At 70.7% G+C, this 11,964-nt stretch carries 12 protein-coding genes and 1 pseudogene; 4 read left to right on the plus strand and 9 right to left on the minus strand.

The window, feature by feature from the left end; translation table 11 throughout:
- The 4 genes and pseudogenes from ACFFCN_RS17290 to ACFFCN_RS17305 form a co-directional block, all read right to left on the minus strand.
- Positions 1-313: pseudogene (locus tag ACFFCN_RS17290) on the minus strand (hypothetical protein); the annotation flags it as partial.
- A 49-nt stretch (positions 314-362) separates the two neighbouring features.
- Positions 363-788 carry a DUF5130 family protein gene (locus ACFFCN_RS17295; protein WP_375493663.1) on the minus strand — a complete coding sequence of 142 codons (426 nt, stop codon included), beginning with the start codon at positions 786-788 and terminating at the stop codon, positions 363-365.
- Positions 778-1,032 (minus strand): hypothetical protein, encoded by a 255-nt coding sequence (locus ACFFCN_RS17300; protein ID WP_375493665.1) that lies wholly within the window; start codon positions 1,030-1,032, stop codon positions 778-780. The genes ACFFCN_RS17295 and ACFFCN_RS17300 overlap by 11 nt, the downstream gene beginning before the upstream one ends.
- Before the next feature lie 73 nt (positions 1,033-1,105).
- Complete coding sequence (locus ACFFCN_RS17305) at positions 1,106-1,630, minus strand: HNH endonuclease (protein WP_375493667.1); 525 nt, start codon at positions 1,628-1,630, stop codon at positions 1,106-1,108.
- A gap of 176 nt (positions 1,631-1,806) precedes the next feature.
- On the opposite strand from ACFFCN_RS17305, the gene ACFFCN_RS17310 reads away from it, so the two are divergent.
- Together ACFFCN_RS17310 and ACFFCN_RS17315 are read left to right on the plus strand one after the other, a co-directional pair.
- Entirely contained in the window at positions 1,807-2,697 is an 891-nt protein-coding gene (locus tag ACFFCN_RS17310) for a mechanosensitive ion channel family protein (protein WP_375493669.1), read from the plus strand.
- An 82-nt stretch (positions 2,698-2,779) separates the two neighbouring features.
- Positions 2,780-4,519 carry an APC family permease gene (locus tag ACFFCN_RS17315; protein WP_375493671.1) on the plus strand — a complete coding sequence of 580 codons (1,740 nt, stop codon included), beginning with the start codon at positions 2,780-2,782 and terminating at the stop codon, positions 4,517-4,519.
- 4 nt (positions 4,520-4,523) lie between these two features.
- Here the strand turns inward: ACFFCN_RS17315 and ACFFCN_RS17320 are convergent, their stop codons facing one another.
- A complete protein-coding gene (locus ACFFCN_RS17320; protein ID WP_375493673.1) occupies positions 4,524-5,924 on the minus strand; it encodes a dihydrolipoyl dehydrogenase family protein in 1,401 nt (466 codons plus the stop codon).
- Between the two features lie 37 nt (positions 5,925-5,961).
- On the opposite strand from ACFFCN_RS17320, the gene ACFFCN_RS17325 reads away from it, so the two are divergent.
- Positions 5,962-6,384, plus strand: a complete 423-nt coding sequence (locus tag ACFFCN_RS17325) for a globin (protein WP_375493674.1) — start codon at positions 5,962-5,964, stop codon at positions 6,382-6,384.
- Here ACFFCN_RS17325 and ACFFCN_RS17330 read toward each other — a convergent pair.
- Positions 6,339-7,538 (minus strand): MFS transporter, encoded by a 1,200-nt coding sequence (locus tag ACFFCN_RS17330; RefSeq protein ID WP_375493676.1) that lies wholly within the window; start codon positions 7,536-7,538, stop codon positions 6,339-6,341. The two genes, ACFFCN_RS17325 and ACFFCN_RS17330, sit on opposite strands and share 46 nt — an antisense overlap.
- Positions 7,539-7,581: 43 nt before the next feature.
- Here ACFFCN_RS17330 and ACFFCN_RS17335 point away from each other — a divergent pair, with 43 nt between their 5' ends.
- Entirely contained in the window at positions 7,582-9,171 is a 1,590-nt protein-coding gene (locus ACFFCN_RS17335) for a glycoside hydrolase family 13 protein (protein WP_375493677.1), read from the plus strand.
- Between the two features lie 4 nt (positions 9,172-9,175).
- Here ACFFCN_RS17335 and ACFFCN_RS17340 read toward each other — a convergent pair whose 3' ends face one another.
- From ACFFCN_RS17340 to ettA, 3 genes are read right to left on the minus strand one after another with little or no spacing between them, the layout of a single operon-like run.
- Entirely contained in the window at positions 9,176-9,895 is a 720-nt protein-coding gene (locus ACFFCN_RS17340; protein ID WP_375493679.1) for a hypothetical protein, read from the minus strand.
- Positions 9,892-10,290 carry an acyl-CoA thioesterase gene (locus ACFFCN_RS17345; protein WP_375493681.1) on the minus strand — a complete coding sequence of 133 codons (399 nt, stop codon included), beginning with the start codon at positions 10,288-10,290 and terminating at the stop codon, positions 9,892-9,894. The genes ACFFCN_RS17340 and ACFFCN_RS17345 overlap by 4 nt, the downstream gene beginning before the upstream one ends.
- A gap of 10 nt (positions 10,291-10,300) precedes the next feature.
- Positions 10,301-11,962 carry an energy-dependent translational throttle protein EttA gene (ettA, locus tag ACFFCN_RS17350; RefSeq protein ID WP_375493683.1) on the minus strand — a complete coding sequence of 554 codons (1,662 nt, stop codon included), beginning with the start codon at positions 11,960-11,962 and terminating at the stop codon, positions 10,301-10,303.
- Positions 11,963-11,964 lie beyond the last annotated feature (2 nt).

Below are 11,964 nucleotides of genomic sequence, written 5' to 3' on the forward strand. Positions count from 1 at the left end.
GGGCGTTGCCGCCCGCCACGGCGGGAGCGCGGACGGCCACCGCGCCGCGGCGCCCGGCTCCCCCGCACGCGGCTGCGGGCGGCGTGCCGACGCCGAGCCGGCCGACCTCCGGCGGCTCGCACTCGGGCGCGCCGACGACACGACCGTCGACGACGCGACCGTCGACGTCGCACAGCACGTCGCCGGGGCATCCCACCAGCCCGGCACCGTCGTGCAGCCCGTCGAGCACCTCGACCTCGCCGAGCAGCAGCGCGTCGACGAGCACGCCGCCGCCGAGCCCGTCCAGTTCGGCGAGCTCGTCGCCGTCGTGCACGAAGAACGCCTGCTGCGCCTCGAGCAGCCGCCCGTAGCGGCGTTGTCGCTCAGCTGTTGCCGGCGGAGTCGGCCAGCATCCGCAGCCCGGTCACGATTCCGCCGACCAGGTCGCCGTTGGCGAAGGAGGCGCGCATGGCAAGTGCTGCCAGCGCGCACGTGCGGTTCGGCAGCCGCTTGGCCGACTCCGTGCCGGTGACGATGTGCAGCGCGCGCTGGCCCGGGGAGACCGCGATCAGCACAGCCGAGTCGCTGAGCTGCTCGAACAAGGCTTCGGCGTGCGCGCGGGTCGGCTTGTGGAACTCGCCCACGTAGAGCGAGAAGATCAGGCCGGTCTCCCGGCTGGACAGCGTCAGCGCTTCGTCGAGACGCGCCAGTTGCCGCGGGTTGAACGGACTGTCGACGGGGTTCTCGCCGCTCGGGCCGTACTGCAGCTCGCGCTCGTTGTGCTGGCGTGCGTCGACCTCACCACTCACCGCTGGCACCTCCGACCGCCGTGGTGCTCGACGCACCTTCGATCGCGCGGGTAGCTGCCCCGCGGGCGTGCACCACGGCATCCGGGTGCGGGACGTACCAGGTCGGCTCGTACGTCCACGGCCGGCCGGGGCGGTACCGGTTGGGTTGACGCACCGCGGACCGGCCGAACACGGCGATCGCGATCAGCGCGATGATCCCCGCCGGAATGCCGACGAAGACAAGCAGGGTCTCGTACACGGGCACGCTCGTACGGTATCGAATGCGCGGCGGTGCGCGCCGCGCAGGTGGGCCGATTCGCAGGGCCCGGGGCCGACGCTCAGACGGCGGGCGCGATGGCCGCACCGCCGGTGCCCGGCGACAGGTAGGGCTGCCAGGCAGGGTCCCGGGTCGCCCAGCCCATCACGACAGCGACGGTGGCCGGCGGCTGCGTCGGCGGGCTCGGCATGTGCCAGCCGAGCTCGGACAGCAGGCGGTCGCCCTTGCGGTGGTTGCAGTTCGCACAGGCCGCCACGACGTTCGTCCACACGTGCGTGCCGCCGCGCGACCGGGGCCGGACGTGGTCGATGGTGTCGGCGCGCTTCGCGCAGTAGACGCACGCGTGCGCGTCGCGCTCCAGCACGGCGCGCCGGGTGAGCGGCACCTCCCGCCGGTACGGCACCCGCACGAAGCGGGAGAGCCGGACCACCGAGGGCACCGGCACCGCCAGCCGCTCGGAGTGCATCAGGCCCGCGCCGGCCTCGACGACGACCGCCTTCTCGGCGAGCACGAGCACCACGGCACGGCGCAGCGGCACGACGCACAACGGCTCGTACGTCGCGTTGAGCACCAGCGCCGCGCCCATCGCGTCCTCCTCCTGTGGACAGTGAACCTGACGCACGCCGCTCGTGCACGCTTATTCGTGATCGGCGGCACACCTGAGCGTTCTGTGTCGGCCAGGGCCGGCCCCCGTCCGTCCGTGGCATCGTGAGCCGAATGCTTCAAAGCCAGTCCGCGCCTCAGGCCGCGCATCCCGTCGCCATGCCGAAGTTCCTGCACGAGCACAGCAAGGTGCTCATCGAGACGCCGATCCGCATCGCGGTGATCATCGCCGTCGCGATCATCGTGCGCGCGATCCTGCGTCGCATGATCGACCGCGCGGTGCGCCCCACGGCCGGAGGCACCGAGGTCCCCCGGCTCCTGCGCCCGTTCAAGGAGCGCATGCCCGGCTCGTTCCTCGAGTCGGCCGGGCTGCTGTCCGAGCGGCGCAAGCAGCGCGCCGCCACCCTGGGCTCGGTGCTGAAGTCCGCCACGTCCGCGACGATCTTCGTGATCGCCTTCCTGCTCGTCCTCAGCGAGTTGCAGATCGACCTTGCGCCGTTCATCGCCGGCACGTCCATCGTCGGTGTCGCGCTCGGTTTCGGCGCCCAGAACATCGTCAAGGACTTCCTGGCCGGCATGTTCATGCTGCTCGAGGACCAGTACGGCGTCGGCGACGTCATCGACTTCGAGAAGGCGAGCGGCACCGTCGAAGCAGTAGGACTGCGCTCGACACGACTGCGCGACAACAACGGCACCGTCTGGTACGTGCGCAATGGCGAGGTCGTGCGCGTCGGGAACAAGAGCCAGGGTTTCGCGCAGGTGGTGCTCGACGTGCCGATCGACGCGTGGGCCGACGTCAACGAGGCGTCCACGGCGATGACCGAGACGGCCCGCGCGATGGCCGAGGAGGACACGTGGCGCACGGTGTTCCTCAGCGCGCCCGAGGTGCAGGGCGTGGAGGCACTGACCCGCGAGGAGACGACCATCCGGCTCGTGGCGAAGGTGCGCCCGCTCGAGCAGTGGCGCACCGCGCGTGAGCTGCGCCGGCGCATCCGTGATCGGCTGGACGCGCTGGACATCGACGCGCACCCGCCTGCCGAAGCCCACTGACCCGTCTCGCAACCCAGAATTAACAGGCGCGGACGCGTGGCCTTGTTGACGGTGCCGGGCCGACAGGTCAAGGATCCGGCAAATGGTCACCACAGATGAACCGAGGCCCGCGGCCAAAGCCGACCTGAATTCCGACGGGCTGGAACGCCATGTCGGCTTCTTCGGATTGTTGTGGTCGTCCGAGGGATCGATCATCGGCTCGGGCTGGCTGTTCGGCGCGCTGACGGCGGCCACGATCGCCGGGCCGTCCGCGATCTTCTCCTGGGTGATCATGTCGGTGATCATCATCGTGCTGGCGCTGATCCACGCCGAGCTCGGCGGCCTGTTCCCGGTCAGTGGCGGCTCGAGCCGGTTCCCGCACTACGCGTTCGGCAGTCTGGCCGGGGCGGTGTTCGGCTGGTTCGCCTACATCCAGGCGGCGACGGTCGCGCCGATCGAGGTGCTCGCCGCGATCCAGTACATGTCGACGGCGTCCTGGGCGAAGGGCTTCTACAGCTCGTCCGGCTCGCTGACCGCGTCCGGAATCGTGGTCGCGGTCATCCTGATGGTGTTCTTCGTCGCGGTGAACGTCATCGGCGTCTCGTGGCTGGCGCGGGTGAACAACGCGCTCACGATCTGGAAGGTCGGGTTGCCGATCCTCGCCGTCATCGTGCTGATGATCACCAGCTTCCATTCCGGCAACTTCTCCGCCGGCGGCGGCTTCTACGTGAAGGGCGCCGAACTCAAGTCCATCTTCGTGGCAATCCCGGCCGGTGGCATCGTGTTCTCCCTGCTCGGCTTCGAGCAGGCCGCGCAGCTCGCCGGCGAGGCGAAGGACCCGAAGAAGGACCTCCCGCGCGCGATCATCATGTCGATCCTGCTCGGCTCGGCCATCTACATCCTGGCGCAGATCGCGTTCATCGCCGCCCTCGACCCGCACCTGTTCGCGCACGGCACCACCTGGGCAGATCTCGCGAACCCGAAGCACAGCGCGACGGTGAAGGCGCTGAACGCCGCGCCGTTCTACAAGGTGGCATCGCTGGCCGGCCTCGCGTGGCTCGCCTTCCTGCTGCGCCTCGACGCCGTCGTCTCACCGGCCGGAACCGGCCTGATCTACCTGACCTCCGGCTCGCGGATCGGCTTCGGGCTCAGCAAGAACGGCTCGGTCCCGGTCGTCTTCGAGAAGGCGTCGGGTCGGAGCAAGGTGCCGGTGTTCGGCATCCTGTTCACCGCCGCGATCGGCCTGCTGTTCCTGCTGCCGTTTCCGGCGTGGAACAAACTCGTCGGCGTCGTGACCGTGGCGTCGATCCTGATGTACGCGGGCGCGCCGCTCGCGTTGGGCGCGTTACGCGGGCAGAAACCCAATCTCGAACGCGCCTACCGCCTGCCGGCCGCGTCGATCCTCGCGCCGGTCGGGTTCATCCTCGCCAACTACGTGATCATGTGGGCCGGCTGGCCGACCTATTCGACGATGATCGTCGTCATGATCATCGGCCTGCTGCTGATGGGCTCGTCGATCGCCTTCAAGCTCAACCCGAACACGCCACGGATGGACTGGGGCGCGGCGATCTGGATCGTCCCGTACCTGGTCGGCATGGGATTCATCACCTACCTGGACAGCTACGTCGGGCAGTCGGACAACGGAGCGGCGATAGGCGGGATCGGCCCCTTCAAGGACGTCCTGGTCGGCGGCAAGGGCCACCTTGGCTTCGGGTGGGACTTCCTCGTCGTCGCGATCTTCAGCCTGGCGATCTACTACCTCGCGATGCGTACCCGGCTGCCCGAGGCGAAGGTCGACCACTACGTGCGCGAGGTCTACCCGCCGCCGGAGGGCGGGCACTGACCGCTCACCCGTCGAGGTCGTCGAGCGCCTCCAGCACGGCGCGGTGAATGGTCGGGAACACGTAGTGCATCGTGCGCAGCGTCGCCACCGGCACCTTGGCGTGCACGGCCAGGGTCAGCAGGCCGAGGATCTCGCCGCCGTTGGGGCCCATGACGGTGCCGCCCACCAGCACACCGCGGTCGGCGTCCTCGACGACCTTCACGAACCCGTCGTTGCCCGGCCCGTGGATCCAGCCGCGGGTGTTGGACGGCACCTGCTGGATGCCGGTGCGCACGGCCAGCCCGGCATCGCGCGCCTGCTGCTCGGACATGCCGACCCGGCCGACCTCGGGGTCGGTGAACGTCGCCCACGCCATCGCGTCGTAGCCGCCGAACGCCTCGGGCTCGACCAGCAGGTGGGCGGTGAGGACCCGCGACTGCCACATGCTGACGTGCGTGAACGGCCCCTTCCCGGTGACGTCGCCGATCGCGAACAGCCCCTGCACTGGTGTGCCGTCGCGCAGCACCGCCATGTGCTCGTCGATATCGAGCGTCTTGGCAGTCGGGTCGAGGTCGACGGTCTCCAGCCCGACGTTGTCCAGGTTGGGCGTGCGGCCGGCGGCGACGAGCAGCTTCTCGCCGGTGACCGTGCTGCCGTCGGTGAGCGTGACGACGACGCCGTCGCCGCCGCGCTCGACCTTGTCGACCTCGTGACCGAGCCGGACCGTCAGGCCCTCGCGCTCGAACACCTGCCGCAGCAGTTCACCGGCCTCGGGCTCCTCGCGGGCGAGCAGACGGTGGCCGTCGACCACGGTGACCGCGGTGCCGTAGCGCGCCATGCCCTGGGCGAGTTCGCAACTGATGACACCACCGCCGAGCACGACCATCGAGCGCGGCGCGACCCGCGAGCGCAGGATCTCGCGGTTGGTCCACACGAGGTCGTCGACGCCGATCTGCAGGTCGGCGAGTCCGTCGATCTGCGGGATCGACGGACGCGTGCCGGTGGAGATCACGACGTGCTCGGCCGTGTGCGTGTCGCCGCCGGCCTCGACAATCAGCCGGCCGGACGGCGCGCGCCCGGCGAGCCGGCCGGTGGCCCGGGTGAACGCGGCGCCCTGTCCCTCGAGCCGCTCGACCCCGACGTGGTCGTCCCAGTCGTCGGTCGCCTCGTCCCGGATGCGCTGCGCCACCTGGCCGAAGTCCGGCTCGTCGGACGCGTGCCCGGACAGCAGGTGGACGCGCCGCGACTCGGCCAGCACCTCGGCGCCGCGCAGGATCATCTTCGACGGGATGCAGCCGAAGTACGGGCACTCACCGCCGACCAACCGCTCATCGACGCCGAGCACGGATTTACCTGCCTGCGCAACGGAGCCGGCCAGTGCTTCCCCGCCCGGGCCGAGGCCGAGCACGATCAGGTCGTAGTCCATGTCTCGAACGTAGTGGCCGGTCGGCGACAATGGCGGGGTGACTCCCGCTCCTGACCCCGCCGCCGCGCCGGACGGTGACGGACGCGCCGAGACCTTCTACGACGCGGTGGGCGGCGAGCAGACCTTCGTCCGCCTCGTCGAGGCGTTCTACGCGGGCGTCGCCGAGGACGCCGTGCTGCGGCCGCTCTACCCCGAGGACGACCTCGACGCCGCTGCGGTGCGGCTGCGCCTGTTCCTGATGCAGTACTGGGGCGGCCCGACGACGTACTCGCAGGAACGCGGGCACCCGCGGCTGCGCATGCGGCACGCACCGTTCCCCGTCGACTCGCGCGCCCGCGACGCGTGGCTGGCGCGGATGCGTACCGCGCTCGATTCGCTGGACCTGCCGCCGGCCCACGTGCAGGTGCTCTGGGACTACTTCAGCTCGGCGGCCGACTCGCTGCGTAACACCCCGGGCTGAACACCACGCGCGCTCAGCACTGCGAGCAGCGACAGCAGCGCCAGTCCGGCGACGCCCAGCAGCAGCACCGGGTAGCCGGCCAGGCCGTCCAGTTCGGCCAGCAGCAGCGGTAGCGCGAACCCGACGTAGGTCAGCGCGTAGTAGACGGCCGTCAACCCGGCGAGCTCGTCGGCCGCGGCGAGCCGCTGGGTCTCGAGCAGCCCGCTGACCAGGCCCATCCCGTAGCCCGCGCCGAGCGGCACGGTGGCGACGAGCGCGAGCAGCGGGTTGCCGTGCACCGCGGCGAGGACGCCGACGAGCGTCCCGACGACCGTCGCGGCCAGGCCGAGCAGCATGGCGTCCAGCCGGCCCGGGCCGTCGAGACGCCGCGCGAACGGCTGCACCAGCACTCCGGTGCCCAGCGTCGTCGCGGCCATGACGGCGCTGAACACGACGGCGTAGCCGTGCAGGTGATCACTGACCAGCGACGGGAGCACCGCGAACGCCACGGACGGCGCGCCGAACACCCACGGCGCTGCGGGGGCGACGACACGCAGGAACCGGCGTTGACCGGCGGCCGGCACCCGCAACCGCGCGGCGAAGGACGGCCCGCCGGGCTCGGGAACCACCGTCTCCGGCGCACGCCACACGAGGGGCAGCGCTGCGGCGGCGATCAGCAGGTGCGGCACGTACGCGAGCACCAGCGGATCGGGCGCCCACTGCGCGACGATGCCGGTGACGAGCGGCCCGAGCCCGAAGCCGAGGGTCAAGGCCAATGCGGCCCGGCGCGCGCCGGCTGCACTGCTCGACGCGGACAGCTCCTTGACCCACGCGGTGCCCGCCGCGAAGATCGCGCCGCTGGCCAGTCCGGCGGCGACCCGCCCGGCGTAGAGCAGCGGCACCGAATCCTGCCCGGCCATCAGCAGCACCGTCGCGAGCAACGACGTCACGACCGCCGGCCGCACCACGACCCGACGGCCCCACAGATCCGCAGCCGGGCCGCCGAGCAGCAGCGCGATGATCAACGCGACGGCGTAGCTGCCGAACAGGCCGTCGTTGGTGGCGGTCGAGATGCCACGGTGGATGCGGTACGCGACGATCATCGACACGAACTGGTTGGCGCCCCACGCGACCGCGAACAGTCCCGCCGCGACGTCACGCCAGCGGTTGGACACTTCGGCGACGTTAGCGCGGCGCCCGTGCGGCAGACTCACCCCTGTGACACAAAGCGCTTCCGGCCGCCCGTGGTGGGCGTCCGCGGTCTTCTACCAGATCTATCCGCGTAGCTACGCCGACGGCAACGGCGACGGCACCGGCGACCTTCCCGGCGTGCTGGCGCGTCTCGACCATCTCGCCGAACTGGGCGTCGACGCCATCTGGCTCTCGCCCTTCTACCGCTCCCCCATGGCCGACGGCGGGTACGACGTCGCCGATCCCTGCGACGTCGACCCGATCTTCGGCACGCTCGCCGACTTCGACGCCCTGCTCGCGGCGGCACACGAACGGTCGATCAAGGTGACGATCGACATCGTCCCGAACCACTTCTCCGTCGAGCACCCGTGGTTCCGTGCAGTCCTCGCCGGCGACCGGGACACCCCCGAACGCGCGCGCTTCGTGATCCGTCCGGGACGCGGAGCGGACGGCTCGCAGCCACCCAACAACTGGCCGTCGCAATTCGGCGGACCCGCGTGGTCGCGGCTGCCCGACGGCGACTGGTACCTGCACCTTTTCGCGCCCGAGCAGCCCGACCTGGACTGGACGAACCCCGACGTCCCGGCCGAGTTCGAGCGCATCGAGCGCTTCTGGCTGGACCGCGGCGTCGACGGTTTCCGCGTCGACGTCGCGCACTCGATGGCCAAGGAGCCGGGGCTGCCGGACATGCCACCCGAGGTGCTCGACTCGGTGCTGGCGAGCCACGACACGATGCCGCTGGTCACCGACGTCCGCTGGGACCGCGAGGGCGTGCATGCCTATCACCGGTTGATGCGCCGCGTCCTCGATTCCTATCCGGGCGAACGGATGGCGGTCGGCGAGGCGTGGGTGGCCGACGCGCAGCGATTGGCACGCTACGTGCGCCCGGACGAACTCAACCTCACCTTCAACTTCGAACTCGTGCAGGCGCCGTGGGGCGCCGAGGAGTTCCGCGCCGCGATCGAGCGCTCGCTGGCGGCCATGGCCGGTGTCGGCGCGCCCTGCACCTGGGTGCTCGACAACCACGACGTCGACCGAGCCGCGACCCGGTACGGAGGCGGCGCGCGGGGCATCGCCCGGGCCCGCGCCGCCGCACTGATGCAGTTGTCGCTGCCCGGCGCCGCCTACCTGTACAACGGCGACGAACTCGGCCTGGCGAACGTCGACCTGCCCGACGATGCGCTGCGCGACCCGACCTGGGAGAACAGCGGGCACACCGTCCGCGGACGTGACGGCGAACGCGTCCCGCTGCCGTGGTCGGGCGTCGCGCCGCCCTATGGCTTCTCCACCAGCGTCGACACGTGGTTGCCGATGCCCGCGGGTTGGGCGTCGTCCACCGTCGAGGCGCAACGGGCTGATCCTGCGTCGACGCTCACCCTGTTCCGCGAGACGCTGCGGCTGCGGCGCTCGACACCCGAGCTCGCGCAGCCGGGCGTCGCGTTCGTCGAGGCGCCGCCGGGCTGCCTGGCCTACCGCCGCGGCGCGCTGACGGTGGTGCTCAACGCCGGCGACGAGCCGGCGCCGATGCCGGCCGGTGAGGTCGTCCTCGCCTCCGGGCCGCTGCCTGCCGGGCCGACACCGCAGCTGCCGCCGGACACCGCCGTCTGGCTGCGCTGAACGGTCAGCCGGGCCGACTCGCGGGGCGCAGATCGAGGCCGGACCCGGGACGTTCCAGGTAGACCGTCCCGTACCCGCCGACCACCCGGACCCAGCGGCCGGCGACATCGACGTGCGCCGGGCCGCCGCGGGTCAGGAACCCCATCCGGGTCAGTGCGGACAGCGCGCGCAGCGTGATCTCGATGCTGTCCGGGCCGGCCGGCGCCTGCGTGTCGCCGATGGTCAGCACGACCGAGTCCAGCAGCGCGTCGGCTACCTCGGCACGAGGCTGGGCGCCGGGCACGCCCTCGCGCGCAGCCGCGTCCTTGAGCGCGAGCGCGCCCTTGCGCACGAGCGGGCGGATGACGTCGTCCGGCACCGTCTCGACCCGGCGCCAGCCTGCGGTCGGCGGCACCCCGGTGCGCCACTCGTGCTCCCGCGATTGCGGCGGCTCCAGTGACGGGTCGTCGAGCCACGCGAGCAGCTGCGCTGCTTCGACCACCGTGTCGGCGTCGACCGTCTGGTCGGTTCCGACCGCCGGGTCCGTGCTCGCCGGATCACCGGTGACCAGCACGGTGCGCGAGACGAGCACTCCGAAGGGCAGCCGGACCAGCACGCCGGCTGACGCACCGGACACCCGGATACGCGCAACGGCACGGCTCTGCAGCTCCACGCAGCGGCGCAGCAACGGCGCCAGCTCGTGCAGCGCATCGAGCTGCGCCGCGGCGAACGACGGCAGTGTCATGCCGGTTCGTCGGCGTACGTCGCCAGGATGCCGCGCTCCTCGTCGGTCAGCCGCCGCGGCCGGTTGGCGGCGAAGTCGAAGGTCACGCAGGTGGTCGCGGCGCGTGCGGCGAGCACCGTGCCGTCCCAGATCTCGTACTCGATCGTGAACCGGGCGCCGCCGACGCGATCGATCCACAGCTGCAGGGACAGTGGCTGCGGGTGGTAGACGATCGGGCGCAGGTAGTCGATCTCGTGCCGGGAGATCACCGTGCCCGCGGAGAAGCTCTCGTGCCGGTGGAAGAACATCGCCACCCGCGCCTGCTCCAGGTACGCGAAGTACGCCGAGTTGTTGACGTGCCGATACGCGTCCATGTCCGACCAACGCATCGGCACCTCGTGCGTGAACCGAGCCACCGCCGAGCCGCTAGTCGCGGGTGAGCTTGCGATGCGTGACGGCGTGCGGCCGCGCGGCGTCCGGACCGAGGCGCTCGATCTTGTTCTTCTCGTAGGACTCAAAGTTGCCCTCGAACCAGAACCACTGCGCCGGGTCTTCCTCGGTGCCCTCCCACGCCAGGATGTGCGTGGCGATGCGGTCGAGGAACCACCGGTCGTGCGACGTGATCACGGCACACCCCGGGAACTCCAGCAGCGCGTTCTCCAGCGAGCCGAGCGTCTCGACGTCGAGGTCGTTCGTCGGCTCGTCGAGCATCAGCACGTTGCCGCCCTCTTTGAGTGTCAACGCGAGATTCAGCCGGTTGCGCTCACCGCCGGACAGCACCCGCGCCGGCTTCTGCTGGTCCGGGCCCTTGAACCCGAACGCGCCGACGTAGGCGCGTGACGGCATCTCCACGTGCCCGACGTTGATGTAGTCGAGTCCGTCGGACACGATCTGCCACACGTTCTTCTCCGCGTCCAGGCCCATCCGGTTCTGGTCGACGTAACTGATCTTGACGGTGTCGCCGATGCGCAGCTCGCCGGCGTCCGGCTCTTCCTGTCCGACGATCATCTTGAACAGCGTTGTCTTGCCGACGCCGTTCGGGCCGATGACACCGACGATGCCGCCGCGTGGCAGTGAGAAGTTCAGGTCGCGCATCAGCGGGTTGCCGTCGAAGCCCTTCGTCAGGCCGACGGCCTCGACGACCAGGTTGCCCAGCCGCGGGCCCGGCGGGATCTGGATCTCTTCGAAGTCCAGCTTGCGGGTCTTCTCCGCCTCCGCCGCCATCTCCTCGTAGCGAGCCAGCCGCGACTTGCTCTTGGCCTGCCGGCCGCGGGCGTTCTGCCGGACCCAGTCCAACTCGTCGCGCAGCCGCTTCTGCAGCTTCTGGTCCTTCTTGCCCTGCACGGCGAGCCGCTCGGACTTCTTCTCGAGATAGGTCGAGTAGTTGCCCTCGTACGGGTAGGCGCGGCCGCGGTCGAGCTCGAGAATCCACTGCGCCACGTTGTCGAGGAAGTACCGGTCGTGCGTGACGGCCAGGATCGTGCCGGGGTACTTGGCGAGGTGCTGTTCGAGCCACTGCACGCTCTCGGCGTCGAGGTGGTTCGTCGGCTCGTCGAGCAGCAGCAGGTCGGGTTGTTCGAGCAGCAGCTTGCACAACGCGACGCGGCGCCGCTCACCACCGGACAGGTGCGTGACCGGCTCGTCGCCGGGCGGGCAGCGCAACGCGTCCATGGCCTGCTCGATGCGACTGTCGAGTTCCCAGCCGTCGGCGTGCTCGATCTTTTCCATCAGCTCGCCCTGCTCGCCGAGCAACGCGTCGAAGTCGGCGTCCGGCTCGCCCATCGCGGCCGAGACCTCCTCGAAACGGGCAAGCGTCCCACGCAGGTCGGCGACGGCGTCCTCGACGTTCTCGCGCACCGTCTTCGTCTCGTCCAGCGGAGGTTCCTGCTGCAGCAGCCCGACGGTGGCGCCGTTGAGCAGGGTCGCGTCGCCGTTCGACGGCTGGTCCAACCCGGCCATGATCTTGAGCACGCTCGACTTGCCGGCGCCGTTCGGCCCGACCACGCCGATCTTCGCGCCGGGCAGGAACGCCAGCGTGACGTCGTCGAGGATGACCTTGTCGCCGTGCGCCTTGCGCACCTTCTGCATGG

The sequence above is a fragment of the uncultured Jatrophihabitans sp. genome, assembly GCF_964246335.1.
Taxonomy (GTDB): domain Bacteria; phylum Actinomycetota; class Actinomycetes; order Mycobacteriales; family Jatrophihabitantaceae; genus Jatrophihabitans.

Bases quoted from the DNA above. Each gene is read 5' to 3' on its own strand.
- ACFFCN_RS17305 (WP_375493667.1), bottom strand. From the start codon at position 1,630: ATGGGCGCGGCGCTGGTGCTCAACGCGACGTACGAGCCGTTGTGCGTC.
- ACFFCN_RS17310 (WP_375493669.1), top strand. From the start codon at position 1,807: ATGCCGAAGTTCCTGCACGAGCACAGCAAGGTGCTCATCGAGACGCCG.
- ACFFCN_RS17315 (WP_375493671.1), top strand. From the start codon at position 2,780: ATGGTCACCACAGATGAACCGAGGCCCGCGGCCAAAGCCGACCTGAAT.
- ACFFCN_RS17320 (WP_375493673.1), bottom strand. From the start codon at position 5,924: ATGGACTACGACCTGATCGTGCTCGGCCTCGGCCCGGGCGGGGAAGCA.
- ACFFCN_RS17340 (WP_375493679.1), bottom strand. From the start codon at position 9,895: ATGACACTGCCGTCGTTCGCCGCGGCGCAGCTCGATGCGCTGCACGAG.
- ettA (WP_375493683.1), bottom strand. From the start codon at position 11,962: ATGCAGAAGGTGCGCAAGGCGCACGGCGACAAGGTCATCCTCGACGAC.